The 23,850-nt window shown below is 61.7% G+C and carries 21 protein-coding genes and 1 pseudogene; 11 read left to right on the top strand and 11 right to left on the bottom strand.

Annotated elements, in window-relative coordinates; translation table 11 throughout:
* The first annotated feature begins 35 nt into the window (after positions 1-35).
* Positions 36-1,169 carry a GNAT family N-acetyltransferase gene (locus ACQ4V8_RS10295; RefSeq protein WP_010396549.1) on the top strand — a complete coding sequence of 378 codons (1,134 nt, stop codon included), beginning with the start codon at positions 36-38 and terminating at the stop codon, positions 1,167-1,169.
* An 86-nt stretch (positions 1,170-1,255) separates the two neighbouring features.
* Here the strand turns inward: ACQ4V8_RS10295 and ppa are convergent, their stop codons facing one another.
* The 5 genes from ppa to hemC all read right to left on the bottom strand — a co-directional run bounded on the left by ppa (position 1,256) and on the right by hemC (position 6,185).
* Positions 1,256-1,798 (bottom strand): inorganic diphosphatase, encoded by a 543-nt coding sequence (gene ppa, locus ACQ4V8_RS10290; protein WP_010396547.1) that lies wholly within the window; start codon positions 1,796-1,798, stop codon positions 1,256-1,258.
* A 228-nt stretch (positions 1,799-2,026) separates the two neighbouring features.
* Complete coding sequence (locus ACQ4V8_RS10285) at positions 2,027-3,223, bottom strand: heme biosynthesis HemY N-terminal domain-containing protein (protein ID WP_436571401.1); 1,197 nt, start codon at positions 3,221-3,223, stop codon at positions 2,027-2,029.
* A gap of 4 nt (positions 3,224-3,227) precedes the next feature.
* A complete protein-coding gene (locus tag ACQ4V8_RS10280) occupies positions 3,228-4,403 on the bottom strand; it encodes a uroporphyrinogen-III C-methyltransferase (RefSeq protein WP_280720811.1) in 1,176 nt (391 codons plus the stop codon).
* Positions 4,400-5,182, bottom strand: coding sequence for a uroporphyrinogen-III synthase (locus tag ACQ4V8_RS10275; protein WP_070346515.1), 783 nt, complete (start codon positions 5,180-5,182; stop codon positions 4,400-4,402). The genes ACQ4V8_RS10280 and ACQ4V8_RS10275 overlap by 4 nt, the downstream gene beginning before the upstream one ends.
* The gene (gene hemC / locus ACQ4V8_RS10270; RefSeq protein WP_436571400.1) at positions 5,175-6,185 is read right to left on the bottom strand and encodes a hydroxymethylbilane synthase; all 1,011 of its coding nucleotides are present in this window, start codon (positions 6,183-6,185) and stop codon (positions 5,175-5,177) included. The genes ACQ4V8_RS10275 and hemC overlap by 8 nt, the downstream gene beginning before the upstream one ends.
* Before the next feature lie 254 nt (positions 6,186-6,439).
* Here hemC and ppc point away from each other — a divergent pair, with 254 nt between their 5' ends.
* Positions 6,440-9,289: a phosphoenolpyruvate carboxylase gene (gene ppc / locus ACQ4V8_RS10265; RefSeq protein ID WP_436571399.1), complete on the top strand. Its 2,850-nt coding sequence runs from the start codon at positions 6,440-6,442 to the stop codon at positions 9,287-9,289.
* A 244-nt stretch (positions 9,290-9,533) separates the two neighbouring features.
* A complete protein-coding gene (locus ACQ4V8_RS10260) occupies positions 9,534-10,679 on the top strand; it encodes an HAF repeat-containing protein (RefSeq protein ID WP_436571398.1) in 1,146 nt (381 codons plus the stop codon).
* 131 nt (positions 10,680-10,810) lie between these two features.
* On the opposite strand, the gene rpoD is transcribed toward ACQ4V8_RS10260, so the two are convergent.
* Positions 10,811-13,360 carry an RNA polymerase sigma factor RpoD gene (gene rpoD, locus ACQ4V8_RS10255; protein ID WP_070345423.1) on the bottom strand — a complete coding sequence of 850 codons (2,550 nt, stop codon included), beginning with the start codon at positions 13,358-13,360 and terminating at the stop codon, positions 10,811-10,813.
* 561 nt (positions 13,361-13,921) lie between these two features.
* Between rpoD and ACQ4V8_RS10250 the strand changes: the two genes are divergently transcribed.
* The 4 genes from ACQ4V8_RS10250 to ACQ4V8_RS10235 all read left to right on the top strand — a co-directional run bounded on the left by ACQ4V8_RS10250 (position 13,922) and on the right by ACQ4V8_RS10235 (position 17,334).
* Complete coding sequence (locus tag ACQ4V8_RS10250; RefSeq protein WP_010396530.1) at positions 13,922-14,431, top strand: ProQ/FINO family protein; 510 nt, start codon at positions 13,922-13,924, stop codon at positions 14,429-14,431.
* A 9-nt stretch (positions 14,432-14,440) separates the two neighbouring features.
* Positions 14,441-15,088 (top strand): 3'-5' exonuclease, encoded by a 648-nt coding sequence (locus tag ACQ4V8_RS10245; RefSeq protein WP_010396528.1) that lies wholly within the window; start codon positions 14,441-14,443, stop codon positions 15,086-15,088.
* A 216-nt stretch (positions 15,089-15,304) separates the two neighbouring features.
* Positions 15,305-16,063 (top strand): c-type cytochrome, encoded by a 759-nt coding sequence (locus tag ACQ4V8_RS10240; protein ID WP_436571397.1) that lies wholly within the window; start codon positions 15,305-15,307, stop codon positions 16,061-16,063.
* A complete protein-coding gene (locus ACQ4V8_RS10235; protein ID WP_436571396.1) occupies positions 16,060-17,334 on the top strand; it encodes a c-type cytochrome in 1,275 nt (424 codons plus the stop codon). Before ACQ4V8_RS10240 ends, ACQ4V8_RS10235 begins: the two co-directional genes overlap by 4 nt.
* A gap of 125 nt (positions 17,335-17,459) precedes the next feature.
* Here the strand turns inward: ACQ4V8_RS10235 and ACQ4V8_RS10230 are convergent, their stop codons facing one another.
* Positions 17,460-18,095 carry a class I SAM-dependent rRNA methyltransferase gene (locus tag ACQ4V8_RS10230; RefSeq protein WP_010396525.1) on the bottom strand — a complete coding sequence of 212 codons (636 nt, stop codon included), beginning with the start codon at positions 18,093-18,095 and terminating at the stop codon, positions 17,460-17,462.
* 188 nt (positions 18,096-18,283) lie between these two features.
* Here ACQ4V8_RS10230 and ACQ4V8_RS10225 point away from each other — a divergent pair, with 188 nt between their 5' ends.
* Positions 18,284-19,087 (top strand): head GIN domain-containing protein, encoded by an 804-nt coding sequence (locus ACQ4V8_RS10225; protein ID WP_436571395.1) that lies wholly within the window; start codon positions 18,284-18,286, stop codon positions 19,085-19,087.
* A gap of 60 nt (positions 19,088-19,147) precedes the next feature.
* On the opposite strand, the gene ACQ4V8_RS10220 is transcribed toward ACQ4V8_RS10225, so the two are convergent.
* Both ACQ4V8_RS10220 and purU read right to left on the bottom strand, forming a co-directional pair.
* A complete protein-coding gene (locus tag ACQ4V8_RS10220) occupies positions 19,148-19,690 on the bottom strand; it encodes a YaeQ family protein (RefSeq protein ID WP_010396523.1) in 543 nt (180 codons plus the stop codon).
* Between the two features lie 50 nt (positions 19,691-19,740).
* Positions 19,741-20,610, bottom strand: a complete 870-nt coding sequence (gene purU, locus ACQ4V8_RS10215) for a formyltetrahydrofolate deformylase (RefSeq protein ID WP_010396522.1) — start codon at positions 20,608-20,610, stop codon at positions 19,741-19,743.
* A 344-nt stretch (positions 20,611-20,954) separates the two neighbouring features.
* Here purU and ACQ4V8_RS10210 point away from each other — a divergent pair, with 344 nt between their 5' ends.
* The 3 genes from ACQ4V8_RS10210 to ACQ4V8_RS10200 all read left to right on the top strand — a co-directional run bounded on the left by ACQ4V8_RS10210 (position 20,955) and on the right by ACQ4V8_RS10200 (position 22,578).
* A complete protein-coding gene (locus ACQ4V8_RS10210; protein ID WP_070345425.1) occupies positions 20,955-21,467 on the top strand; it encodes a phasin family protein in 513 nt (170 codons plus the stop codon).
* Positions 21,468-21,525: 58 nt separating this feature from the next.
* A complete protein-coding gene (locus ACQ4V8_RS10205; protein WP_010396518.1) occupies positions 21,526-21,930 on the top strand; it encodes a KGG domain-containing protein in 405 nt (134 codons plus the stop codon).
* A gap of 135 nt (positions 21,931-22,065) precedes the next feature.
* Positions 22,066-22,578 carry a YgjP-like metallopeptidase domain-containing protein gene (locus ACQ4V8_RS10200; RefSeq protein WP_010396517.1) on the top strand — a complete coding sequence of 171 codons (513 nt, stop codon included), beginning with the start codon at positions 22,066-22,068 and terminating at the stop codon, positions 22,576-22,578.
* Positions 22,579-22,674: 96 nt separating this feature from the next.
* Here ACQ4V8_RS10200 and ACQ4V8_RS10195 read toward each other — a convergent pair.
* Positions 22,675-22,791 (bottom strand): annotated as a pseudogene (locus ACQ4V8_RS10195) (FxDxF family PEP-CTERM protein); the annotation flags it as partial.
* A 507-nt stretch (positions 22,792-23,298) separates the two neighbouring features.
* A complete protein-coding gene (locus tag ACQ4V8_RS10190) occupies positions 23,299-23,844 on the bottom strand; it encodes an LOG family protein (RefSeq protein ID WP_070346517.1) in 546 nt (181 codons plus the stop codon).
* Positions 23,845-23,850 lie beyond the last annotated feature (6 nt).

Raw genomic sequence — 23,850 nt, 5'->3', positions numbered from 1 at the left:
TGGCGCCCCGAGAGTGATCAATGCAAACTACAACAATGAATTATCGCACGGCTGTCGTCTCTACCCTGGCTGAAATTGGCGAAGCGGCCTGGTCTGAACTGCTGGCCAGCCAGGCCGATGCCAGTCCCTTTCTCTCCTACGCCTTTTTGCACGCGCTACACGAGTCCGGCTGCGCCAGCGCGGACACCGGCTGGCAACCGAATTACTTGGCGCTGTGGCAAGGCGAGACCCTGGCCGCCGCCCTGCCCCTGTACCTGAAAATGCACTCGTATGGCGAATACGTGTTCGATTGGGCCTGGGCTGAAGCTTATCAACAGCATGGTCTTGAATATTACCCGAAACTGTTATCGGCGATCCCCTTCACGCCCGTCAGCGGTGCACGCTTGCTGGCCCGCGATGACGAGGCGCGCGCCGCCCTGCTCGCCTTTTTGCAGACCCAGCAGCAAGCCAGTGCGGTGTCGTCCTGCCATATCCTGTTCCCGCCGGAAGGCGAGGCGCGCCAGCTGGCGCAAGCGGGCTACCTGATGCGTAGTGGCGTGCAGTTTCACTGGCTCAATCCGGGCTACACGGATTTCGAGCAATTCTTAGCTACCCTGGAACACAAGAAACGCAAGAATATCCGCGCCGAACGGCGCAAGGTACAGGAAGCGGGCGTGACCATGCGCCAGGTGCGCGGCGTCGACGCGCTTGACGCCGACTGGGTCCTGTTCCATCGCTGCTACAGCAATACCTACGCCGAACACCGCTCCTCGCCTTATTTGTCGCTGGAATTCTTCCGTCGCATCGGTGCCAGCATGGCGCAGAACATTTTATTGGTGATCGCCGAACGCGAAGGCCGGGCCATTGCCGCCTCGCTGGTGCTGCACACGGCTGACACCCTGTATGGCCGCTACTGGGGCGCGCTCGAGCACGTACCGTGTTTGCATTTCGAGACGGCCTACTACCAGCCGCTGGAGTTTTGCATCGCCAACGGCATCGCCACCTTCGAGGGTGGCGCCCAGGGCGAGCACAAGATGGCGCGCGGCTTTTTGCCGCAAAAGACTTGGTCCGCCCACTGGCTGGCGCACCCTGCCTTTGCCGATGCCGTGCAGCGCTTCCTCGAACGCGAGCGCGGCGGCATCGACGCCTACCTCGATGAATTGAACGAACACAGCCCGTTTCGCAGCTAGAAAAAGAAAAACGCTCCCGGCCATGCTAGACGGGGAGCGCTGTGAACCTCAGGCGCGAGTCAGACACAACTCCGGCGCCGCCTTGCTTAGGCTTGTTCAGCATCCTTCTTGAACGCAGCGACGCCGCTCAGGATTTCTTCCTTGGCCACGTCAGGACCGTACCAGCCGTCGATCTTGACCCATTTGCCTTTTTCCAGGTCTTTGTAATGCTCAAAGAAATGCTGGATCTGGCGCAGGCGCAGTTCATTCAAGTCTTCCGGCTTTTGCCAGTGGCTGTAGATCGACAGTACCTTGTCGACTGGCACGGCGAGTACTTTCGCGTCTTCACCCGACTCGTCGGTCATTTTCAGCACGCCGATAGGACGGCAGCGTACGACCACGCCTGGGATCAGCGGGAATGGGGTGATGACCAGCACGTCAACCGGGTCGCCGTCCGGCGACAGGGTGTTCGGCACGTAGCCGTAGTTGCACGGGTAATGCATGGCGGTACCCATGAAGCGATCGACGAAAATCGCGCCGCTTTCCTTATCGACTTCGTACTTGATCGGATCGGCATTCATCGGGATTTCGATGATGACGTTGAAATCGTTTGGCAGGTCGCGGCCGGAAGAGACGTTATTCAAACTCATGGGGTTCCTCATTAGCGGATTGTGTTTTAACCGCGCAATTATAGCGAAGTAAGGGCTGCTTGTGCGCTGCAGCAGCAGCGCTGCCGACATTTTGCGCCCCAAGCCAACAACAGTGGCATGCACGGCGCGCAAGGCGCCACCGCGTGCGCAATAAAAAGCCGTTCAGTGTGCACGGAACGGCTTTTTCAGGTCTGCAGAAACAGCGTACAAGCTGACTTGCAAACTGGCTTACAGGATGGTGGCCAGCGCGCACTGCCGGTAATGGGCAGCAGCCTGTTCCGTCTGCTGCAAGGCATCGTGCATCTGCGCCAGCTTCAAGTGCGCGTCGCGCACCATTTGCGGCTCGTTCGCGTCCGACAAAGCCTGCTCCAGGTGGCGCTGAGCCTTGCCCCACAGTTTTTGTTTGAGGCACAAGGCACCCAGGGTCAGCGCCAGTTCCGCATCGAGCGGACGTTGTTTCATCCATTGCTCGCAATGCTCGATCTGCAGCAGCAGGGCCGGTGTGCCGGCCGGTGCCGCCGCTAAGCGGTAGGCACGCACGACACGCGCATCCCAATCGGCGGCCAGCGATTCTTCGCACACGAGGCGCGCTTCGTCGTGCAGGCCGCGCACATTCAGGGCCGTGGCGGCGCGGCAGGCGATGTAGGGCTTGACGCGGTCTACACTCGGCACGCTGGACCACACGCGCATCACCGATTCGGCGTCATGCGATGGGTCGGACAGCAAATGGTCGTAGGCCAGCTCGCGCAGGCGCGACGACAACGCCGGATGCAAGGCGCGATGCTTGTCGAGCGAACGCACGAGGCGCAGCACTTCCGGCCAGTTCTTGGCCTGCTGCTCGGCTTTCAGCGACCATTGCAGCGCGTGGATATGCCGCGTGCCGCTGGCGTTGAGTTCACGCACGGCCGCCAGGGCCGCTTCGGGCTGATGGTCGTCGACCAGCAATTCTGTCACCGTCATCAAACGCGCCGTCTTCAGGCTGGCATCGGCTTCGACGCGGGCCAGCCAGCTGTCGCGGCGTTCGGACTGGCGCATGCGGTGCGCAGCGCGCGCGCCGATCAGCGCGGCCAGGCCGGCGTTTTCTTCCAGCTCGGCAGCGCGCAAGGCGGCCTTTTCGGCGTGGCCGAAACGCCCTTCGAACAGGGCTTTCAAGGCTTCGCGCAAGCCCTTGTTGCCATCACGCTCACGCTTGCGCTGGCGGTAGGCCGCCACTTGGGCTGGCATGCGCGCGGTGGCGCGCACGGCGCGCACCAGCAGGTAGAGCAGCACGAACAGCAGTGCTTGCAACAGCAGGAAGAAGTTCAGCGACAAATCGATGCGATATGGCGGGTAGAACAGCACCACATTGCCAGGATTGAAACGGGCCGTCACGGCGATACCGATCGCCGTAGCCATCAGGGCGAGTAACCAGAGAAATAGACGCATGGGCTCAGGACTTCGCTTTGTAGTTGCGCACAGCCGTCAGACTGTCGGATAAGGTTGGCATGTCGATGGCCAAGTTGCTGCCCTGCACCTGGCGCAGCAAGGATTGTGCCGTCTGCGTGCTCTTGGCACGGGTGTCGAAATACTTGGCCAGCGCATCTTGGGCGGCGATCAAGTCATTCCTGAACGCGGTTTCATTGCGCGACAACAAGGCCATGCGGGCATTGAGCAGGCGCAACTTGACGTTTTCGCGCAAGAAATACGCTTGCGTCGGCGACAGCATCAGCGCTTCCGGCGTATCGACGCGGCGGATGCGTATCAATTGCCGCACGTCAGTCCACATGTCGCCGCTCCAGGTATCCCAGCCGTCGCGCACTTTTTGCAGCAGCGGTTCGGGCGCCGGCGGTCCTGCCAGCTTGCCGCTCGCATCGCGCACGGCCTTGGGCTTGGCCTCGGCCTTGGCCTCGGCCTTGGCCTTGCCCGGCTTTTCCGGCGCGGCCAAAGCCGGCGTCTCGTCGGACAGCATCGGCAGCGCGTCGATCTGGGCGATCACGGCATCGAGGCGCAGTGCCACGCCCGTCGAATCGACGCTGGGCAGGGCCTTGAGTTTTTCCATGTCGCGCCCGATGGCGCGGCGGATGGTGATGAATTGCGGCTTGTCGGAACGCGACAGGCTGCGATCCGCATTTTGCAGGGCGATCAGCGCACCGGGCACGTTGCCGGCCAGTTGCAGCTGCTGGCTGGCGGTCGACAACACTTGCTCGATTTCCGTCAATGCCCACTCGTCGCGGTTCTTCGACAAGTCGTTATACAGTTGTTCCAGCGCCAGCTGCTGGCTTTGTGTTTCGCTCTGGCGGTTTTCCAGCGCGCCCACCTTGATTTGCAGCTCTTTCGTGCCTTCTTGCACGTTGCGCGCCAGCACGCCTGTTTCAGCGTTGCTGACATCGCCTTTTTGCAGGCGCTTGGCAACTTCTTCGCGCAAATTGCGGATTTGCTTGCTGGTCGACCAGCTGTGTGCCGCCAGCAGTACCGCCAGCACGATGACGGCGATGCTCATGGGCTTTTGCAGCTGCTCAAGCAAGCTGGGCGCGCGGCCAGCGGATTGGTCGGCCGCCTGCGGCGCCGTCTTCACGGCGCTGCCAGGCGTTGCATTCGGTTCGGAGAGTGTAGGCATTTCGTTCATGGTCGTGATTGTAACGCGGCGAGCACTCCTGCGTCGCCTGATCCTGTCAAGGTAACACGGACAAAACCCAGGGCCGCCGCCGTTTGTGCAATGCGCGCGTGCGGCACGATCAGATGCTGCTGTTGCATTTTCACAACAGCCGTCTTTTTATCATCCAATTCTTCGAGCAGCGCCAGCAAACCGCGCAGCGCTTCCGAGCTGGTGATGATCCAGTCATTATCATGCTGCAACAGGCTTTCCAGGGTGGCCCGCAAGGCTGGCGTCAGCGTTGGCACCTGGCGACGGTAGGCCGTCAGGAACGCGACGTCGGCGCCGGCGGCGCGCAAGCCGTCGGCCAGGTAATCGCGTCCGCCATCGCCGCGCACGATCAGCACGCGCTTGCCGCGCAGGGCCGGCAAGTCCAGCGCCAGCAACAGATGTTCGGAATCGCTGCGCGACGGGTCCAGCGGGCTGCTAATGCTGGCATTCGCAGCCGTGACGCCATGCGCGGCCAAGGCCAGGCGGCTGCCCTCGCCCACCACGGCCAGCGGCACGCCGGACGGCCAGACGCTCAAGTGCGCAAAGACGCAGTCGATGGCGTTCGGCGAGACGAACGCCACCAGGTCGAACTCGGTCAGTCGCGCCAGCACCGCTTGCAGCTGCGCGCCTTCCTCTGCGCCGTCAAGCGCGTGGATTTCCAGCAGTGGCAGCACGGTCACGGGCCAGCCTAGCGCCGCAATTTTGGCGGCCAATGGCGCCGCTTGCGCTGCCGGCCGCGTGATCACCACGGTGTCAGGCATGCGGCGCCAGGCCTTCATGCTCGTCAGGCGTAACGATACACGAGGCGAGGATGCCGGCGGCGTCCTGCTCGCGCAGCAGTTCAGCCACCTGTTCACCCAGCAATTGCGGCGCACTGGCCGGGCCACTGACATCGGCGCTGGCCATGCGCGCGCCGTCCGGCGTGGCGACCATGGCGCGCAAACGCATCTGTTCGCCTTCGACGGTGGCAAACGCGGCCAACGGAATCTGGCAGCTGCCGCCGAAAATCTTCGACACCTTGCGCTCGGCCGTGACAGCTTGCGCCGTCTCCGTGTGGTTCAGCGGCGCCAGCAGGCGCACCAGGTCGGCGCCGTCGCTGCGCCCGCTACGAATTTCGATCGCCATGGCGCCCTGGCCGGCGGCCGGCAGGCTGTCTTCCGGCGCCAGCACGGCGCGGATGCGCGCGGCCAGGCCCAGGCGTTTCAGGCCGGCAGCGGCCAAGATGATGGCGGCATAGTCGCCACGGTCGAGCTTGCCCAAACGCGTGTCGAGGTTGCCGCGCAGGGGCAAAATCGTCAGGTGCGGATAGCGCGCGGCGATCAGCGACTGGCGCCGCAGGCTGCTGGTACCGACCACGGCGCCATGCGGCAGCTCGGCCAGGCTGGCGTAATCGTTGGAGACAAACGCGTCGCGCGGATCTTCGCGCTCGAGGATGGCGGCCAGGCTATAGCCTTCTGGCAACGTCATCGGCACGTCCTTCAGCGAATGCACAGCCAAGTCGGCGCGGCCTTCTTCCATCGCCACTTCCAGCTCCTTGACGAACAAACCCTTGCCGCCCACCTTCGACAGGGCGCGGTCGAGAATCTGGTCGCCGCGTGTGGTCATGCCGACAATTTCAACGCTACACTGTGGGTACAGGGCGGCCAGGCGCGCGCGCACGTGTTCAGCTTGCCACATGGCAAGACGGCTCTCGCGCGTGGCGATCACCAGGCGCGCGGGTATGCTCAGGGGCAATTCGTTCGGGGTCAATTCGGATGCTTTCAAAACAAGTTCTTTCGCTGTCATTGTCGTTGCGATTGTCATTGCGATTGGCGTTGCCTGTGCGCGCGTCCGCGATCAATGTGTATCGGGTGGCGCCCGGCGTGGCTATAATCGTTATCCCTTTGCCTAGAAGGCCAAGCTAGGCTGGCGTCCATGTTGAAGACCACAAATTTTATCATGCGCCCCCTCCCCCCTGCGGCCAAACGCCCGGTGCGATCCACATTTCCTTGCTTTTACACTTACTTTGGTTCTTTATTATGCTCAATGACGCAGTAGCACCAGAAATAGTTCCAGCGGCCGGCTCCGACAAGGACGCGCCACTGAAAGAAGACATCCGCCTGCTCGGTCGCCTGCTGGGCGACGTACTGCGCGAACAGGAAGGCGACGCCGTCTTCGATGTGGTGGAAACCATACGCCAGACGTCCGTGCGCTTGCGCCGCGAAGCGGATGCGGGCGCCGCGCTCGAACTCGACGCCATGCTCAAGGAACTGAGCCGCGAACAGACCATTTCCGTGGTGCGCGCTTTTTCCTATTTTTCGCACCTGGCCAATATTGCCGAAGATCAACACCATATCCGCCGTCGGCGCGCCCACCTGCTGGCCGGCTCGCCAGCGCAAAAGGGCAGCGTCAGCTTCGCGCTGAAAAAACTGCGCGCCGCCGGCGTGCCGCGCAAGACCGTCGACACTTTCTTTCAGGAAGCGCTGATCGCTCCCGTGCTGACGGCCCACCCGACGGAAGTGCAGCGCAAGAGCATACTCGACGCCGAGCACGACATCGCGCGTCTGCTGGCAGAGCGCGACCGGCAGCTGACGCCGAAAGAACGGCAAGCCAATATGCAGCTGCTGCGCGCGCGCGTCTCCACCCTGTGGCAAACGCGCATGCTGCGCTATTCGAAGCTGACGGTCGCCGACGAGATCGAAAACGCGCTGTCCTATTACCGCATCACCTTTTTGCGCGAACTGCCGGGCCTGTACGACGATATCGAGGAAGATATCGCCGCCCAATACCCGAACGGCGACGGCACCATCGAACCCATCAACGCCGCCTACGTGCAGATGGGTAGCTGGATCGGCGGCGACCGCGACGGCAACCCGAACGTGAATGCGGGCACCATGCAGCATGCGCTGACACGCCACGCCACCACCATCCTCGACTTTTACCTCGACGAGGTGCACACGCTGGGTGCGGAATTGTCCGTCTCGACCCTGATGGTGGGCGTCAGCGAGGAACTGCAGGCGCTGGCCGAGCAGTCGCCGGACGCCTCGCCGCACCGCAGCGACGAACCCTACCGCCGCGCCCTGATCGGCATCTATGCGCGCCTGGCCGCCACCGCCCGCGCCCTGGGTGCCACCAATATTTTGCGCAAGGAAGTGGGGCCGGCCGCAGCGTATCGCGACGCCGCCGCGTTTGTGACCGACTTGCGCACCATCGTCGCCTCGCTCGAATCGCACCATGGCGCAGCGCTCGTGCGCCCGCGCCTGGCCACTCTGGCGCGCGCGGCCGACATCTTCGGTTTCCACCTGGCCTCGCTGGATATGCGCCAGACTTCCGACGTGCACGAACGCGTGCTGGCCGACCTATTCGCGAAAAGTGGCGTAAGCGCCGACTACACGGCCCTGCCCGAGGAAGATAAGCAGGCCCTGCTACTGAATGAACTGGCGCAGCCGCGCCTGCTGTACTCGCCGTATATCGCCTACAGCGCGGAAACGGATTCCGAACTGGCGATTTTGCGCACGGCGCGCGATATCCGCCAGCGCTATGGCGCGCGCGCGATCCGCAACTACATCATTTCGCACACGGAAACCGTGTCCGACTTGCTGGAAGTGCTGCTGCTGCAAAAAGAAACAGGCTTGCTGCGCAGCGACTGGAAGGCGGGAGGCGACGGCGACAGCAGCTGCGAGCTGATGGTCATCCCCCTGTTCGAAACCATACCCGATCTGCAGCGCGCGGCCGGCATCATGAGCCAAGTCATGGCCTTGCCTTTGCTTAAACAACTGATCGCCAAACAGGGACAGTTGCAGGAAGTCATGCTCGGCTATTCCGATTCGAACAAGGATGGCGGTTTTCTCACCTCGAACTGGGAACTGTACAAGGCCGAACTGGCGCTGGTGACCGACTTCCAGAAGGCCGGCGTCAAGCTGCGCCTGTTCCATGGTCGTGGCGGTACGGTGGGCCGAGGCGGCGGACCCAGCTATGAAGCCATCCTGGCCCAGCCGCCGGGCACCGTCAACGGGCAGATCCGCCTGACGGAACAAGGCGAAATCATCGCCTCGAAGTTTTCCAATGCCGAAATCGGCCGGCGCAACCTGGAATTGCTGGTGGCCGCCACCCTGGAAGCGAGCCTGGCGCCGCAAGCAGCCAGTGACGCCCACGCCAGCGAACTGGCGCAGTTCGAGGCCGTGATGGCGGACCTGTCGAAACTGGCGTATCACGCTTACCGCCACCTCGTGTATGAAACGCCGGGATTTACCGAGTATTTCTTTTCGGCCACACCGATTGCGGAAATCGCCGAACTGAACCTCGGTTCGCGCCCCGCCTCGCGCAAGGCCAACCAGCGCATCGAAGACTTGCGCGCCATTCCTTGGGGCTTTTCCTGGGGCCAGTGCCGCTTGCTGCTGCCAGGCTGGTTTGGCTTTGGCAGCGCCATCGAAGCGTGGATTAACGACGCTGCGGGCGCCGCGAAAGATGAGAAGATCGCCACCCTGCGCGCCATGTACGCCGCATGGCCATTCTTTGCCACCCTGTTGTCGAATATGGACATGGTACTGGCCAAGACGGACCTGGCGATTGCCTCGCGCTATGCGGAACTGGTGGCAGACCAGGACTTGCGCGAACGCATCTACAAGCGCATCACAGATGAGCATGGCACCACCTTGCGCTGCCTGGAGCTGATCACCGGCAACACGGAGCGCCTGGCGGGCAACCCGCTGCTGGCGCGCTCGATCCAGAACCGCTACGCCTACCTCGATCCGCTGAACCACTTGCAGGTGGAATTGATCAAGCGCAACCGCGCCCTGTCGGCAGAAAGCAAAATCGACGAAAGGGTACACCGCGGCATCCAGCTATCGATCAATGGCGTGGCGGCAGGTCTGCGCAATACGGGCTGATCGCATCAGGCTGCCATCGGCAGACAGGGGCCGGCACCGAGAGAGCCACGGGCCACGGGCCGGCCCCATGCACACCGCAGCGACCAGGGAGGCCGACTCGCGCCTCGTCCTGCGCATCAGCGACAATGGCACCCGCATCGGCATAGCGATAGCACGTCACAAAAATTATCAAAAAAGGTAACAAATTAAGTATGCATTTACGGCATAAAAAAGTATAGTAAGTTTTTTCTTTGAAGAGCCTATCATGCCGCCACGGTTCTGCTGCCTTCCCGCCACCGTGCTCGGCCTGCTCCTGCTGGCCGCCGTCCCCACTGCCATCGCCAGCGCCACCAACTATGCCGAACGCGGCTTTGGTGAAAAAGATGGCAATGGCAGTATCGCATCCGACCTGAACCCGGCCGGCCTGGTAGCGGGCATCGTCATGGAAGCAGAAGGACGACGCCGCGCCGTGACGTATCAGCATGGCCGTATCCGCGAACTGGGCACCCTGGGCGGCAATGAAGGTTTCACCAAGGCGATTAATACGCATGGCGTGGTGGTGGGCTCGGCGCAGACAGCCACTGGCGCCTGGCATGCATTCCGCTTTGAAGAAGCGGGCGGCATGCGCGACCTGGGCACCCTGGGCGGCACCAGCAGTTACGCCACCGCCATCACGCGCGACGGCCAGGTGGCCGGCTATGCCGATACCAGCGACGGCGATTTCCACGCCTTTATCACGAAAGCCGACCTCAGCCTGCAAGACCTGGGCACCCTGGGCGGCGCCAGCAGCTATGCCAGCGGCGTAAATATACATGGCGTGGTGGTGGGCACGGCGCAGCGCGGCGATGGCTACCGCCGTGCCTTCGCCTACCGCCCCGGCGCGGGCATGCAGGAAATAGGCACCCTGCCCGGCGGACGCATCAGCTCGGCCACCGCCATCAATGACGCGGGCCTGATCGTGGGCGCCTCGGAAACGGACAAGCGCCGCTGGCACGCATTCGCCTGGGATGGCAAGCGCATGCTCGACCTGGGCGCCCTGATCGGCCAGGGCGACAGCTACGCCACGGCAGTCAACGCTGCCGGACACATCGTCGGCAGCGCCCACATCAAGGGCTTTGAACCGATGACCTTTGTCTACAAGGAAGGTGTGATGACGGTGCGCCGCCGCGACGATGGCCTGTACCTGACCAACAAGATCACGGACGCCGGCCTGGTGGTGGGCGCCATTTACACGGGGCATAAATTCCAGGCCTTCGCCGTGCCATCGCAAGCGGCCCCCGCACCGCAGCGCAGTAATCCATTGGACTGGCTGGTGATCACCATCGTGATCTCGACCAGCGGCGTCCTGCTATACAAATTGCAACACAACTATCGCATGGGCCTACTAGGCGCGCGCACGCGTTTCATGTAAGCCAACGCTAGGGATGGACGAAAAAAAAGAGGCTTGCGCCTCTTTTTAAATGTACTCAATACCTATCGCGACACCTGACAGTAGCGTAGCGGGCGCAAGTGAGGACGCGCAGTAGGTTCTGGCGGGTGTCTCTAGTTTTGCGTCAGGAAGGTTTTCAGCTTGTCCGAGCGCGAAGGCTGGCGCAGCTTGCTCATGGCTTTCGCTTCAATCTGGCGGATGCGCTCACGCGTCACGTCGAACTGCTTGCCCACTTCTTCCAGGGTATGGTCGTTCGACATTTCCACGCCGTAACGCATGCGCAGCACTTTCGCTTCGCGTGGCGTCAAGGAATCGAGCACTTCCTTGATGACATTGCGCATCGACGCGTGCAGTGCGGCGTCCAGCGGTGCCAGGGTAGTGTTGTCTTCGATGAAGTCGCCCAGTTGCGAATCGCCATCTTCGCCCATCGGCGTTTCCATGGAAATCGGCTCTTTCGCGATCTTCATGATTTCGCGCACCTTGTTTTCCGGCATTTCCATCTTGACGGCCAGCGTCGCCAGGTCAGGCTCGCTGCCCGTTTCCTGCATGATCTGGCGCGAGATGCGGTTCATCTTGTTGATCGTTTCGATCATGTGCACCGGCACGCGGATGGTACGCGCCATGTCGGCGATCGAACGCGTGATGGCCTGGCGTATCCACCAGGTGGCGTAAGTCGAGAACTTGTAGCCGCGACGGTATTCGAATTTATCGACCGCCTTCAGCAAGCCGATGTTGCCTTCCTGGATAAGATCGAGGAATTGCAAGCCGCGGTTGATGTATTTCTTGGCGATCGAAATAACCAGGCGCAAGTTGGCGACCGTCATTTCGCGCTTCGCGTGACGCGCACGTTTTTCGCCGGCAGCCATCTGCTTGTTGATCTTGCGCAAGTCAGCCAGCGGCAAGGCCACGCGCGCTTGCAGGTCGATCATCTTCTTTTGCAGTTCCTTGACGGCGGGCACGTTGCGGCTGAGGATGGCGCTGTACGGATACTTGCAATCGACTTCGCGGTCTACCCATTCCAGGTCACATTCATTGCCCGGGAACACCTTGATGAAGTGGGCGCGCGGCATGCCGCATTTGTTCACGCACAGTTCCAGCACGGCGCGCTCGATGTGGCGCACTTCTTCCATCTGGCCGCGCAGGGTGTCGCACAGCTTTTCCACGACCTTGGCCGTAAAGCGGATGCCCAGCAATTCCTGCGAAATGGCTTCCTGCGCCTTCGTGTAGGCTTTCGAGTTGTAACCCTCGGGCGCCTTGCGCATCTTTTCGTACTGCGTCGAAATGACGTTGAACTTCTCCAGCGCATTCTTTTTCAGCTGGGCCAATTGCTCGCTGGAGAAACCGGCTGCGCCGCCATTCGCGTCGCCGTCTTCTTCCTCGGCTTCTTCTTCCTCTTCCTCGTCGTCACCGCTGGCGACGACCGGCGCGGCGGCAGCGGCAGGCGCCGGGGCATTACTTTCGTTCAAGTCGACAAAACCGTCGACCACTTCATCGACCTTGATCTCGTCGCGCGCGATTTTTTGCGACAGAGCAACGATTTCGCCGATGGTGGTCGGGCAGGCGGAAATTGCCTGGATCATGTCCTTCAGACCGCCTTCGATGCGCTTGGCGATCTCGATCTCGCCTTCGCGCGTCAGCAGCGCCACGGCGCCCATTTCACGCATGTACATGCGCACAGGGTCGGTGGTGCGGCCGAAGTCGGAGTCGACCGTCGACAAGGCGGTAGCGGCAGCGGCTTCGACTTCATCATCGCTGGTGACGGTGGCGACGTTGTCGGTCAGCAACAAGCTTTCCGCGTCAGGGGCGCGCTCGTAGACGGCGATGCCCATGTCGTTAAAGGTAGCGATGATGCCTTCGATCGCTTCCGGATCGATGATATTTTCCGGCAATTGGTCATTGATCTCGGCATAGGTAAGGAAGCCGCGCTCCTTGCCCATGTTGATCAAGCCCGTGATCTGCTTGCGACGGCGTTCCAGGTCCGCTGCCGAGGCTTCCGGATCGCCCAGTGCATCGGCCAGGCCGCCTTTGGCTTTGCGGTCGCGCGCTTTCGATACCGCCTTCAGTTCGGCGCGCTCAACGGCGTTAAGCGCTGCCACTTCATCGTTTTCTGGCGTGAATTCGCTCGGTTTGCGGCCACGTCGACCCGGCACCTTGACGCTCGGCAAGAAGTAATTCGAGGTGTCGATGGCGGCCAGGGCATCGGCGTCCGTGGTCTTGCTGACCACTTGCGCGCCGGTGATAATGGTCACGGGCGCCACTTCAGGCTTGGCGCGCACGACTTTCGAACGGGCAGCCGTCACCACTTTATTCGTGGCGGCGCTTTCGCTGATCTTGCGTGGCGCGACCGGCGCCTTGGCGCCGGGAGCGATCTTCACGCTCGGAGTCTTGGCCGGCGCAGCATCGACTACCTCGGCAACGACTTCGGCGGCAGGTGCGGCAATGGCTGCTTCCACAGCCGACTCGGCCGGCGGCACGGCAGCGAGACGCGAACGGCTTTTCTTTACCACGGTGACGACGGTGGGCGCCGTCGTGACGGTGGCTTCCGGATTCGCTTGCGCATTATCGATGAAGTAAGATAAAGTCGTTTTGGGTACGGCAAGTGGTGCCGCAGCTGGGCGTGGCGCCTTGGCGGACAACGTTAAAGTTTTTGGCGTATTCTTCATGAGATATCTCTTAATGCGAGACCAGATGGTGTCGGCGCGAAGTGAATGATTCCACCTAAGCCTGCGAAACCGGACTCGATGGAGCGTATTGTTGCCGCTGCCGTCAAGGGCAGCGGCGCCTGTCTATCGGGACGTTCAAAGCCCGCGCACACAGCGGCGGCGGGGCCGAAGCCGGGTCAGATAAATAAGCGATGTACATTGCGGAATGAAAAAAAGCCCGTACCAGAACGGGCTTGAATCTATTGTTGTTCAGTGAAGACACAGCGGAGAGCAAGATTATGCACGAAGGCCAGTTATCTGGATAATTGATAAGCAAAATATCTGGTATCAAAAATATCAATAATAGTGCCCCTGCACCGCACTGCTCTTATCCCCTGCACACCTGAGCCAGACCGTGAAATACGGGGCCTAGTCATCAGCGCAAGCGGACATTATACACATTTCTCGCCATTCGCGCTGCGCGCACTGTCGTACGGACTAGCTTATCTCTGCACAAGTTGCCAAAAAAGACAATGCACTTGCCTGTGGCGCGTGCTATGCTCGCCTTTTATAGCCCAACCAATGATGTCGATGACCAGCTCCACGCCAGACCAGCAAGCCACCACTCCAGACACGCCAGTCGATGCAGCCCCAGCGGCGGCTCCAGCGGCAGCGGCCACGCCGGCCCCTACCGGCCTGACAGCGCGCGCCCTGCTCAAGCAGTTCCAAGAGCAATTCCCGCCGTTCCGCGATTGCCTGCCATTATCGATCGGGATCGACAAGCAGATCCTGGCACGCCTGCCGGACCTGGACCGCAAGCTGATGCGCACGGCGCTGGGCATCCACACGGGTTCGCTGCGCTATTTGCGCATGATGGAAAAAGCCAAGATTCGCTATGACCTCGACGGTACAGCCGGCGCAGAAGTGACACAGACGCACCGCGACCACGCCACGCAAGTGTTGCAGCAACGCTTCAAGAAGGAAGCCGATCGCAAAAAGGCCGAACGCGACGCCGCCGCTGCCGAAGAAGCGAACCGTTTGCGCCTGGAAAAACTGAGTCAGCTGACCGCAAAATTCTCGCGCAAAGGTTGATCCGGTTTCATGGACACAGCTGTCGCACCGCCTCTGCCCCCATATCAAGGCATTGCAATCGAGCACGTCAAACTGGTACGCACCAGTGATGACGCCAGGGCCGCCATGGCAGCCCTGCTGGCAGCTGACGCCATCGGCTTCGATACGGAATCGAAGCCGACTTTTGTGAAGGGCGAGTCCTCCACGGGGCCGCACCTGATCCAGCTGGCCACCGACGACATCGCTTACCTGTTCCAGGTAGGCAGCGCACCGGCCTTGGCCTTGGCCGAACTGAAAGCCATCCTCGAATCGACCACCACCATCAAGGTGGGCTTTGGCTTGTCCGACGACGTCAAGCGCCTGCGCAACAAGCTCGGTATCGCGCCGGCCCAGGTGCTCGACCTGTCCGTCGCCCTGCGCGGCGGCCAGCGCAACGACCTGGGCGCGAAGACTGCCGTGGCCAAGTTCTTTGGCCTGCACCTGCAGAAATCAAAAAAGATCTCCACCACCAACTGGGCCACCTCGCGCCTGACGGAAAAACAGATCCTGTACGCAGCCGACGATGCGCAAGTGGCCCTGCGCGTGTATCGCCGCTGGATCGCCGACGGCGGTAAAGTAACGGCGCAAAAAGCCCCCCGCGCCAGCACGCCGCCGGCCACACCGCCCGCCCCCGTCTGAGCTGGTGCACGCATGGCGGCACCCCCTGCCGCCAATGGCCCATCGCATGTCAATCCTACGCCCTTAAAGCGATAACTGATAACTGATAACTGATCTGTCGTGTTCTTCACAACTGATGCTGTCAGAATCACCGTGGCGGGTATATGCTAGGGTAAAAAATGATCCGTGCAGCAAGACCAGCACGCCGTTGCGACCGACGAGAGAGCTTATTTTGCCATGCCACTTTCCAGACAACTTTCGCTAGCACTGCATTGCCGCTGCGCACTGGCACTGGCGCTGGCCCTGGCACTGCCCTTGCCCGGCCTGGCGCTGGCAGCAGCGGCGACGCCACCAGCGCGCCACGACAGCCTGGAACAGCGCATCAAGGCTTGCACCGCCTGTCATGCGCCAAAGGAGCGCCATGATGCCTTCTTTCCCCGTATCGCTGGCAAGCCGGCCGGCTATCTGTACAACCAGCTGCTCAACTTCCGCGAAGCAAGGCGACAGTACCCGACGATGAATTACATGGTCGAACACTTGCCCGACGATTACCTGCGCGAAATCGCCGAGTATTTTGCGGCGCAGCACCCTGCCCCGCCGCCGGCCCAGCCCAGCAGCGCCGGCAAGGCGGCCCTGGCGCGCGGCAAGCAGCTGGTGCTGCAAGGCGATGCCGGCAAAAAAATTCCAGCCTGTAGCGCCTGCCATGGCCATCAACTGGCCGGCGTGGCGCCAGCCATCCCCGGCTTGCTGGGCTTGCCGCGCGACTATATCAACGCCCAGCTCGGTGCCTGGAAGAATGGCATACGCCGCGCCCATGCGCCCGACTGCATGGCGCAAGTGGCCCAGCGCCTGTCGGATGCGGACGTGGGCGCCGTCTCGGCCTGGCTGGGCACGCAAGTGGCCAGCGCCGACGCGCGCCCTGCAAGCAGCATCACCCTGCCCTTGCCGCTGCACTGCGGTGGCGTGCCAGGTTCTGCGGCGCAGGTGGCGCCATGAAAAAATGGATGATCGCGGCCGGCCTGCTACTGCTCGCCGGCGTCAGCGCCAACGTCCTGCTGTACCCGGACGACGACCTCGGCCCAGCCGCCGTTGCCAGCCCCCTTAGCCAGCAACAGCTGGTCGCGCGTGGCGCCTACCTGGCCAAAGCGGGCAATTGCATGGCCTGCCACACGATGCGCGGCGGGGTGGCGTATGCGGGGAGACGGGCCTTGCAGACGCCGTTCGGCACAGTGCTCTCACCGAACATCACGGCCGACAAGGAAACGGGCATAGGCAGCTGGACGGCCGACGATTTCTGGCGCGCCATCCACAACGGCAAGTCGAAAGACGGCCGTTTGCTGTACCCGGCGTTCCCCTACACCAACTACACCAAGGTGCAGCGCGCAGACAGCGACGCCCTGTACGCATATTTCCAGCGCGTGCCGCCGCACAGGCAGGCGAACGCGCCGCACGCGCTGCGCTTTCCCTACAACCAGCAAATCGCGCTGGCCGCCTGGCGCGCACTGTACTTCAAGCCCGGCGTGTACCAGCCGCTCACGACGCACAGCATGGAATGGAATCGTGGCGCCTACCTGGTGCAGGGCCTGGGCCACTGCAGCGCCTGCCATAGCAGCCGCAATGCCCTGGGCGGTAGCGACGAGACACTGTCGGGCGGCCTGATACCCGTACTGGGCTGGTACGCGCCAGCGCTGACATCGGATGCGCAAACGGGCCTGGGCGACTGGGATACGGCGCATATCGTGGCATTGCTGCAAACGGGCGTCTCGCCGCGCGCCACCGTCTTGGGCCCCATGGCCGAGGTGGTGCGGCAAAGCTCGCAGCATATGCGCAGCGACGACCTGCAGGCGATGGCCGTGTACCTGAAAAGCTTGCCCGGCCCGGCGCAGGCGGCAGCACGCCCCCCGCGCGAAACGTCAGAGCAAGTTCGGCAGCAACTGGCACTGGGGGAAAAACTGTATCGGGCGCAGTGCGCGAGTTGCCACCAGGCCGACGGCAAAGGCGTGCCGCCTGACTACCCGCCGCTGGCCGGCAAGCGCGCGCTGACGACGGACTCGGCCGTAAACGCCATCCGCCTCGTGCTCAACGGCGGCTTTGCGCCCGGGACCAGCAGCAACGCGCGGCCCTATGGCATGCCGCCGTTCGGTGCCGCCATGGATGACGCCGAGATAGCGGCCGTGGTGACGTATGTGCGTGCCTCGTGGGGCAATAATGCGCCGGCGGTTTCTGCATTAGAAGTCAACAGGTACCGCAGCGTGCCGCTGGACTAGCCGTCCATCATTCCCAAGCCCTGCTACAGCCGGAGTCGGATCCTCAGGATCCGACTCCGGTGATGCGCGGGTTAGCCATAAAAAAACCGGCCGGCGCCGGTTTTTTTCACGTCAGGCAGCCGCTCTCAACGGAACTTGCTTTTATGTCCGGTCTTCAAGTCCAGCGCATAGCGCACGCCGTTGTCCGTCAGCATGACTTCATCGGGCGGCTCTTCGCCGGCCAGGGCGCCGTCGATCAGGGGCAAGCCTTCGCCCTTGCGCATCAAATCATCGCAGCGCTCGTACACGTTCACGCAGCCGGTAGAAGCCATCAGCGATTGCACGATGGCCACTTTCCACGCATCCACGCCACCGGCATTGAATTGGCAAATCAGATAGCCTTGCACGCCGCCAAATAACTGCACCACCAGGCCCGGCAAGCCCTCGTCTTCGCCCTTGATGAGGGTCAACAGCTGGTTCTCGCCCGCCTTCTTGATGACTGGCAGTTTTTTCTCGATGGCAGCCTTGACGCGGCGCTTGATCAGCGCATGGTCGACCGGTTCGTCTTCCTTGAAGCTCCAGATGCGCGCGCGGATTTGCGACTTCGAATTGTAGGCGGCGCGGGCGATGAATTGCTTCGCCGAGCTTTGCACGATGGCCGTCGAGCCGGGCTTCATTTTTTCCTGCGGCTTGCCTTCGACTTTTTCAATCGCAGACGCGTAAATCCAGGATTGGCCCAGCAAGCTCTTTTCCTTGCCCTGTTTGATGGTAATGATCAGCATGTAATTCCAGTAGTGTGAGCGGCGCGAGCCGGTCGTCGTATGTCCAATACCCGCATGATACCTCATGCCATCGCGTCACAGCCTGCTGCATTCTGTGCCGCCGCCGCCGCAGTCTGTCGCAGCGCGCTACACAGGCGCGGGTGTCTGGCCTACCATGGCTGCAGACTAATTCAAAACAGGGAGCAAGAATGACACAGCCACTTTTCCGACCTCGCCACCTTCGCCGCCTTCGCCACGCCGGCATCGCCAGCGCCCTGCTGCTGGCCGCCTGCGCCCTGGCCATCCCGGCCGCGCCGGTGCTGGCGTCGCCACTCGACTGGATCTCCGGCAACAGCATCGAGGGCAGCGGCAAGCTGCAAAAGCAGACGCGCGAGCTTGCCAGTTTCCAAGGCGTGGCGCTCAATGTGCCGGGCACGGTCGAATTGCGCATCGGCAACACGGACAGCATCACCATCGAGGCCGACGACAATATCGTGCCGCTGATCGAGACGGTGGTGGAAAACGGCACTTTGCGCATCCGCTGCGCCAAGCGCAACATGCATTTCCGTCAGAGCAGCCTGAGCATTGTCATCCAGGCGCGCCAGGTGGAGCGCATCAGCGTGGGCGGCTCGGGCAGCATCACGGCAACGGGCTTGCGCGCCGATAAGCTGCGCTTCGACGTGGGCGGCTCCGGCGCCATCCACGCGCCTGACCTCGATAGCCGCCAGGTGGCCGTGGCCGTCGGTGGCAGCGGCAACTTTACGGCCAGCGGCAAGACGCGGCAACTGACGGCATCGATCGGCGGCTCGGGCAATATCCAGGCAGGCCGCCTGGCCGCGCGCGACGTGCAGGTGAGCATCGGCGGCTCGGGCGAGGCGCAAGTGTGGGCCAAGGATGACTTGAGCATCAGCATCGGCGGCTCGGGCGCAGTGCGCTACTACGGCGATCCGCGTATCAGCCGCAGCATGCAGCGCTCAAGCAGCATCGAGCGCCTGGGCAGCGCGCCGATATAAACGCCAGCAATGACAAAAGCCCGGATCGCTCCGGGCTTTTTGCGTTTCAAACGATCACAATCAGCGCGCCGGCTTGACCGGCTCGCGCTCGATCAAGACTGTGTTGACGCTGTCGGTCAGCCAGATCTGGCCATCCTGGATCGTGCATTGCAGTTGCATGTTGCGCTGCGCCAGCTTGCTCATGTCTTGCGCCGCCTCGGATGGCAGGTTGATCACGGTCAAGTTCTTCGCCCGTTCCAGCTTGTTGGCGATTTGCTTCCACCAGATATGGCTGGTTGCGCCGTAACTGTAGACGATCACCTGCGCCGAACGCCCGCAAGCCTTCAGGATGCGTTTTTCGTCGGGCTGGCCCACTTCGATCCACAGCTCGATGGCGCCTGTCAGGTCTTTCTGCCACAGGTCGGGCTCTTCAGTATCGAACAAGCCCTTGGTAAACGTCAACGCCTCGTTGGCGTGGATGGCGAACGCCAGCAGGCGCACCATCATGCGCTCGTCCGTTTCGGACGGGTGGCGCGCCAGGGTCAGGGCGTGATCCTGGTAGTAATTGCGGTCCATGTCAGCGATCTGCAGATCGGCTTTGAAAATTGTTGCTTTGAGGGCCATCGTGTTTCTGTCTCTGTAAAGTGGATATCAATATTGTACGGGCGGCGCTATCAGCGGAAGACCACGGTCTTGTCGCCATTTTTCAAGATGCGGTGCTCGACGAACCATTTCACGGCGCGCGCCAGCACCACGCACTCGACATCGCGGCCAATGGCGGTCAGCATTTCGGCATCCATCGCATGGTCGACGCGCTCGACGTCCTGCTCGATGATCGGGCCTTCGTCGAGGTCGCCCGTGACGAAATGGGCCGTTGCGCCGATCAGCTTGACGCCGCGCTGGTGCGCCTGCGCGTACGGCTTGGCGCCCTTGAAGCTGGGCAGGAAGGAATGGTGGATATTGATGGCGCGGCCATCGAGCGCCTGGCACAGGCCGGGCGAGAGGATTTGCATGTAGCGCGCCAGCACCACCAGGTCGATCTTGTGCGTGTCCATCAGCTCGATGATCTTCGCTTCCTGCGCCAGCTTGGCCGCTTCCGGTGCTCCGGCCGCCAGGGGCAGGTGGTGGAAGGGAATATTGTAGCTGGCCGCCAACTGGTAGAACTCCATGTGGTTCGAGACGATGGCGGGAATTTCCACGTTCAGCAAACCACTCTTGTAGCGGAACAGCAAATCGTTGAGGCAATGGCCAATCTTCGACACCATCAGCATCACGCGCGGCTTGACGCGCGCATCGTGCAACTGGCCATTGAGCTGCATGACTTGCGACAGGTCGGCGAAGTCGCTGCGCAACTGGGTGTCGCTGACGCTACCGTCTTCCAGCGCGAAATGCACGCGCATGAAGAACAGCTGGGATTCCTGGTCGCCGAACTGGGCGGAATCGAGGATGTTGCAGCCGTGTTCGGCCAGGAAGCCGGACACGCGGTGCACGATGCCGCGCTGGTCCAGGCAGGACAGGGTCAGGATGTATTCGGGATGCGTCATGGTCGAGGAATAATGCAAAAAAGAGGGCTATGCTCGGCTAAGCCAGGCGCGCCGGCCATCGGCTGCGCTGCCGCGAGCCGGCTATTGTCGCACGGCCGGGCCTGCAAGCCTGCATTTTCCACACGCGCTGCATGACTGCCAGCGTTGGCAAAGCGCTACATCTTCATTTGATCTGGCACAAAGTCATCGCGTTTTTACGTCTGCCAGCCCGAATTCTCACAGCAAGCCGGCATCCCGCAGGGAACCTGGGACGCCATACGGCGTCTATCTCTTTGCTTGTTTCAGTACACGTCGCATCCGCTACACCGGGTGTTTCTCGGACCAGATTTTCATTGAGGTAGAACATGTTCACAAACAGCATCCCTCCCCATCTCAGCCCAGCGCTGAAGTCGCACCTGGAAATCCAGTGCAATTTCGCCACAGAACTATCACGCAAGCTGTTCGACACGGCGCAGCAACTGAGCGAGCTGCATCTGCGGCTGGCGCAAGAACTGCTGCAGGAATGGAGCAGCGCCAGCCAGCAACTGCTGTGCGCGCGCGACACGGGCGAGTTCCTGTCGCTGGCCGCTGCCCAGCTGCAGCCGGGTAGTAACAAGCTGCGCCAGTACCAGCAGCAACTCGGCAATCTCGTCGCCAACGCCAATGTCGAAATAAAGCGCACGGCAGAGTATCACTTGCCCGAAGCGAGCCGCACGGCCGTGGCCTTCGCTGACGAAGTGGTGCGCAAGACGGCCGAAGAAACGGAAAAAGCCACACAGCGCCAGCGCGAAATGCTCGCAAAACTGCATGCCACGGGCCACCGCGACGGTGCGGGCCGCAGCCGCGATCCCGGCAGGCAATCCGATCAAGCACATTGAGCACCCGTATTGACCCGTATTGAACACCGGGCCACTACCCGACAACAAGGAGAGCGACATGGCCAACAGTAATGAGCAGGGCAAAGGCGCTGGCAGCAGCCAGAAAGCGAGCGCATCGGGCAGCAGCAAAGGCACGGCCAAACGCGGTTTCGCCGCCATGAGCGAAGGCCAGCAACGCGAAATTGCCAGCAAGGGCGGTCAGGCAGCCCATCAAAAGGGCACGGCGCATGAATTTGACTCGGAAGAAGCACGCCGGGCGGGGCAAAAAGGTGGCGAAGCGGTCAGCCGCAACCGTGTACACATGGCGGAAATCGGCAGGAAAGGCGGCGAGAGCCGGCAATCGGCCCAACGCGCTAATGAAGGCCGCAACAGTAGCGCGTCGCGCAGCGGCAACGCCGAGCAGCAAGCCAAGGCGAGCTTGCAAGGCAGCCACGACGACGAGCACAAGGCAGAACCGCGCTGATCTGCCACGCCAGGCCAGGCTAGACAAGGGCGTGGGGCGTGGGGTGGCCGCAGCGGCCGATGTCGGCGCTGGCACAGCGCGGGGCGCCGCGGTATGGTACATTCTCGCCTTACTCTCGACCGCGCCCTTCCCCGCATGCAGCCATCCCTGAAATACCTGAGCGCCTATTCCGAACAAACGCAAGCGCAAGTGCAACAACTGATCGCGCAAGACAAGCTGGGCGAAGTGTTGCTAAAACGCTACCCTAACGCGCATGAGGTGCGCAACGACAAGGCCTTGTACCAGTACGTACAAGAGTTGAAGAATGAATTCCTGCGCAATGCCGAGCCCATCAACAAGGTGGCGTTCGACAGCAAGATCCATGTGATCCAGCACGCGCTGGGCTTGCACACGTCGATTTCACGCGTGCAAGGCGGCAAGCTCAAGGCCAAGCATGAAATCCGCGTGGCCACCATGTTCAAGGAAGTGCCGCTGGAATTCCTGCGCATGATCGCCGTGCACGAACTGGCGCATGTAAAAGAAAAGCAACATGACAAGGCCTTCTACAAGCTGTGCGCGTATATGGAACCGCAGTACCACCAGTACGAGTTCGACGTGCGACTGTACTTGACCCAGCTCGACCTGTCGGGCCAGCGCCTGTGGTCGTGAGCACCGGTGGCGACAAGTAAGCAATAGCCGCCAGCTCAAGCAGCGGCGGCTTTTTTCATGCGCGCTGGCAGCGCCTGCGCCAATTCAAGTTCAAGCTCAGGTTAAGGCGGCGTTCTTGCGGCGGCGCATGAAAGCCAGCAGGCCCAAGCCGCCCAGCAGCATGCCATATGTGGCCGGTTCCGGCACGGCGCTTACGCTGGCAGCGATATTATCGGCCTGGAAGGTATGCACGAGGCCTTCTTTCCACGATGCCGACAACAGATCGTAGCCACCTTCGGAGTAGGAGGGTAAAACGGCAGCAAAGATGCCGGAGGTCTCCAGCGCCTTGAAGTTAATGGTGGTAGTTTGCGCGTGGGCGCCGCCAACGGCGAGCATGGCAGCGACGGCAGCCGTGCGCAAGAGGGTCATAGCTTTCAAAATAACATGCTTTCAAGATGGGCAAGCAGCAAGGTTGTGGCACTTTGCACTACCTGCACGTTGTCGCAGGAAACTCAGGCGAGCCGCGGCGGACGTCCGATATATCTGTCTTTTGGACAACACTAGCTTGGCACCGTCGTATATAAAAGATATTTTAGATTTCAAAAAAACATGTCTACTGAGAAGCACTATAGATGAATTGGCAACTTTAATATTGTTCCGGTCCAAAATTTTCGTGTGGCAATAAAAAAGCCATGCGCTTTCCAGGGCATGGCTGTCGGGCTTGGCATCGACGCACGCACACTAGGGTGCGCTATCCTTCAAGCGCTGTACCAGCGCTGCCGGATCGGCATCGGCATTCAGGAAAGCTGCGTGCTGCGGGCGGATGAAGCCCTGCTCCCTGCCATTTTCCACGAAGGCCAGCAAGCCATCATAAAAACGCTCGACATTGAGCAAGCCGATAGGCTTGGCGTGCAGTCCCAGTTGGGCCCACGTGAGCATCTCGAATAGCTCTTCCAGCGTGCCATAACCGCCGGGCATGGCGATAAAGGCATCGGACAGGCTGGCCATCATCGCCTTGCGCTCATGCATGTCCTTCACGATGAACTGGCGCGTCAAGCCCGTGTGACCCACTTCGCGTTCGACCAGTTGGGTGGGAATCACGCCCGTCACCTCGCCTCCCAGGCGCAGCACTTCATCGGCGATCACACCCATCAGGCCAACCTTGCCACCCCCATACACCAGTGAAATATTTTCCGCCACCAGCACGCGCGCCAGTTCCCGCGCCGCCACGGCATAGTCCGGCGAGACGCCCGCGTTGGCGCCACAGTACACACATAAAGCCTTGATCACGGT

Origin of the sequence: Janthinobacterium paucivorans (assembly GCF_051380805.1) — a bacterium.
GTDB lineage: Bacteria > Pseudomonadota > Gammaproteobacteria > Burkholderiales > Burkholderiaceae_D > Janthinobacterium > Janthinobacterium lividum_D.
Note: the sequence above shows the minus strand (reverse complement) of the source record. Positions and strands in the feature narration are given on the sequence as shown.

Coding starts and splice junctions, on each gene's coding strand:
- ACQ4V8_RS10295 (WP_010396549.1), top strand. CDS start 36: ATGAATTATCGCACGGCTGTCGTCTCTACCCTGGCTGAAATTGGCGAA.
- ppa (WP_010396547.1), bottom strand. CDS start 1,798: ATGAGTTTGAATAACGTCTCTTCCGGCCGCGACCTGCCAAACGATTTC.
- ACQ4V8_RS10285 (WP_436571401.1), bottom strand. CDS start 3,223: ATGCGTCTATTTCTCTGGTTACTCGCCCTGATGGCTACGGCGATCGGT.
- ACQ4V8_RS10280 (WP_280720811.1), bottom strand. CDS start 4,403: ATGAACGAAATGCCTACACTCTCCGAACCGAATGCAACGCCTGGCAGC.
- ACQ4V8_RS10275 (WP_070346515.1), bottom strand. CDS start 5,182: ATGCCTGACACCGTGGTGATCACGCGGCCGGCAGCGCAAGCGGCGCCA.
- ppc (WP_436571399.1), top strand. CDS start 6,440: ATGCTCAATGACGCAGTAGCACCAGAAATAGTTCCAGCGGCCGGCTCC.
- ACQ4V8_RS10260 (WP_436571398.1), top strand. CDS start 9,534: ATGCCGCCACGGTTCTGCTGCCTTCCCGCCACCGTGCTCGGCCTGCTC.
- rpoD (WP_070345423.1), bottom strand. CDS start 13,360: ATGAAGAATACGCCAAAAACTTTAACGTTGTCCGCCAAGGCGCCACGC.
- ACQ4V8_RS10250 (WP_010396530.1), top strand. CDS start 13,922: ATGATGTCGATGACCAGCTCCACGCCAGACCAGCAAGCCACCACTCCA.
- ACQ4V8_RS10245 (WP_010396528.1), top strand. CDS start 14,441: ATGGACACAGCTGTCGCACCGCCTCTGCCCCCATATCAAGGCATTGCA.
- ACQ4V8_RS10240 (WP_436571397.1), top strand. CDS start 15,305: ATGCCACTTTCCAGACAACTTTCGCTAGCACTGCATTGCCGCTGCGCA.
- ACQ4V8_RS10235 (WP_436571396.1), top strand. CDS start 16,060: ATGAAAAAATGGATGATCGCGGCCGGCCTGCTACTGCTCGCCGGCGTC.
- ACQ4V8_RS10230 (WP_010396525.1), bottom strand. CDS start 18,095: ATGCTGATCATTACCATCAAACAGGGCAAGGAAAAGAGCTTGCTGGGC.
- ACQ4V8_RS10225 (WP_436571395.1), top strand. CDS start 18,284: ATGACACAGCCACTTTTCCGACCTCGCCACCTTCGCCGCCTTCGCCAC.
- ACQ4V8_RS10220 (WP_010396523.1), bottom strand. CDS start 19,690: ATGGCCCTCAAAGCAACAATTTTCAAAGCCGATCTGCAGATCGCTGAC.
- purU (WP_010396522.1), bottom strand. CDS start 20,610: ATGACGCATCCCGAATACATCCTGACCCTGTCCTGCCTGGACCAGCGC.
- ACQ4V8_RS10210 (WP_070345425.1), top strand. CDS start 20,955: ATGTTCACAAACAGCATCCCTCCCCATCTCAGCCCAGCGCTGAAGTCG.
- ACQ4V8_RS10205 (WP_010396518.1), top strand. CDS start 21,526: ATGGCCAACAGTAATGAGCAGGGCAAAGGCGCTGGCAGCAGCCAGAAA.
- ACQ4V8_RS10200 (WP_010396517.1), top strand. CDS start 22,066: ATGCAGCCATCCCTGAAATACCTGAGCGCCTATTCCGAACAAACGCAA.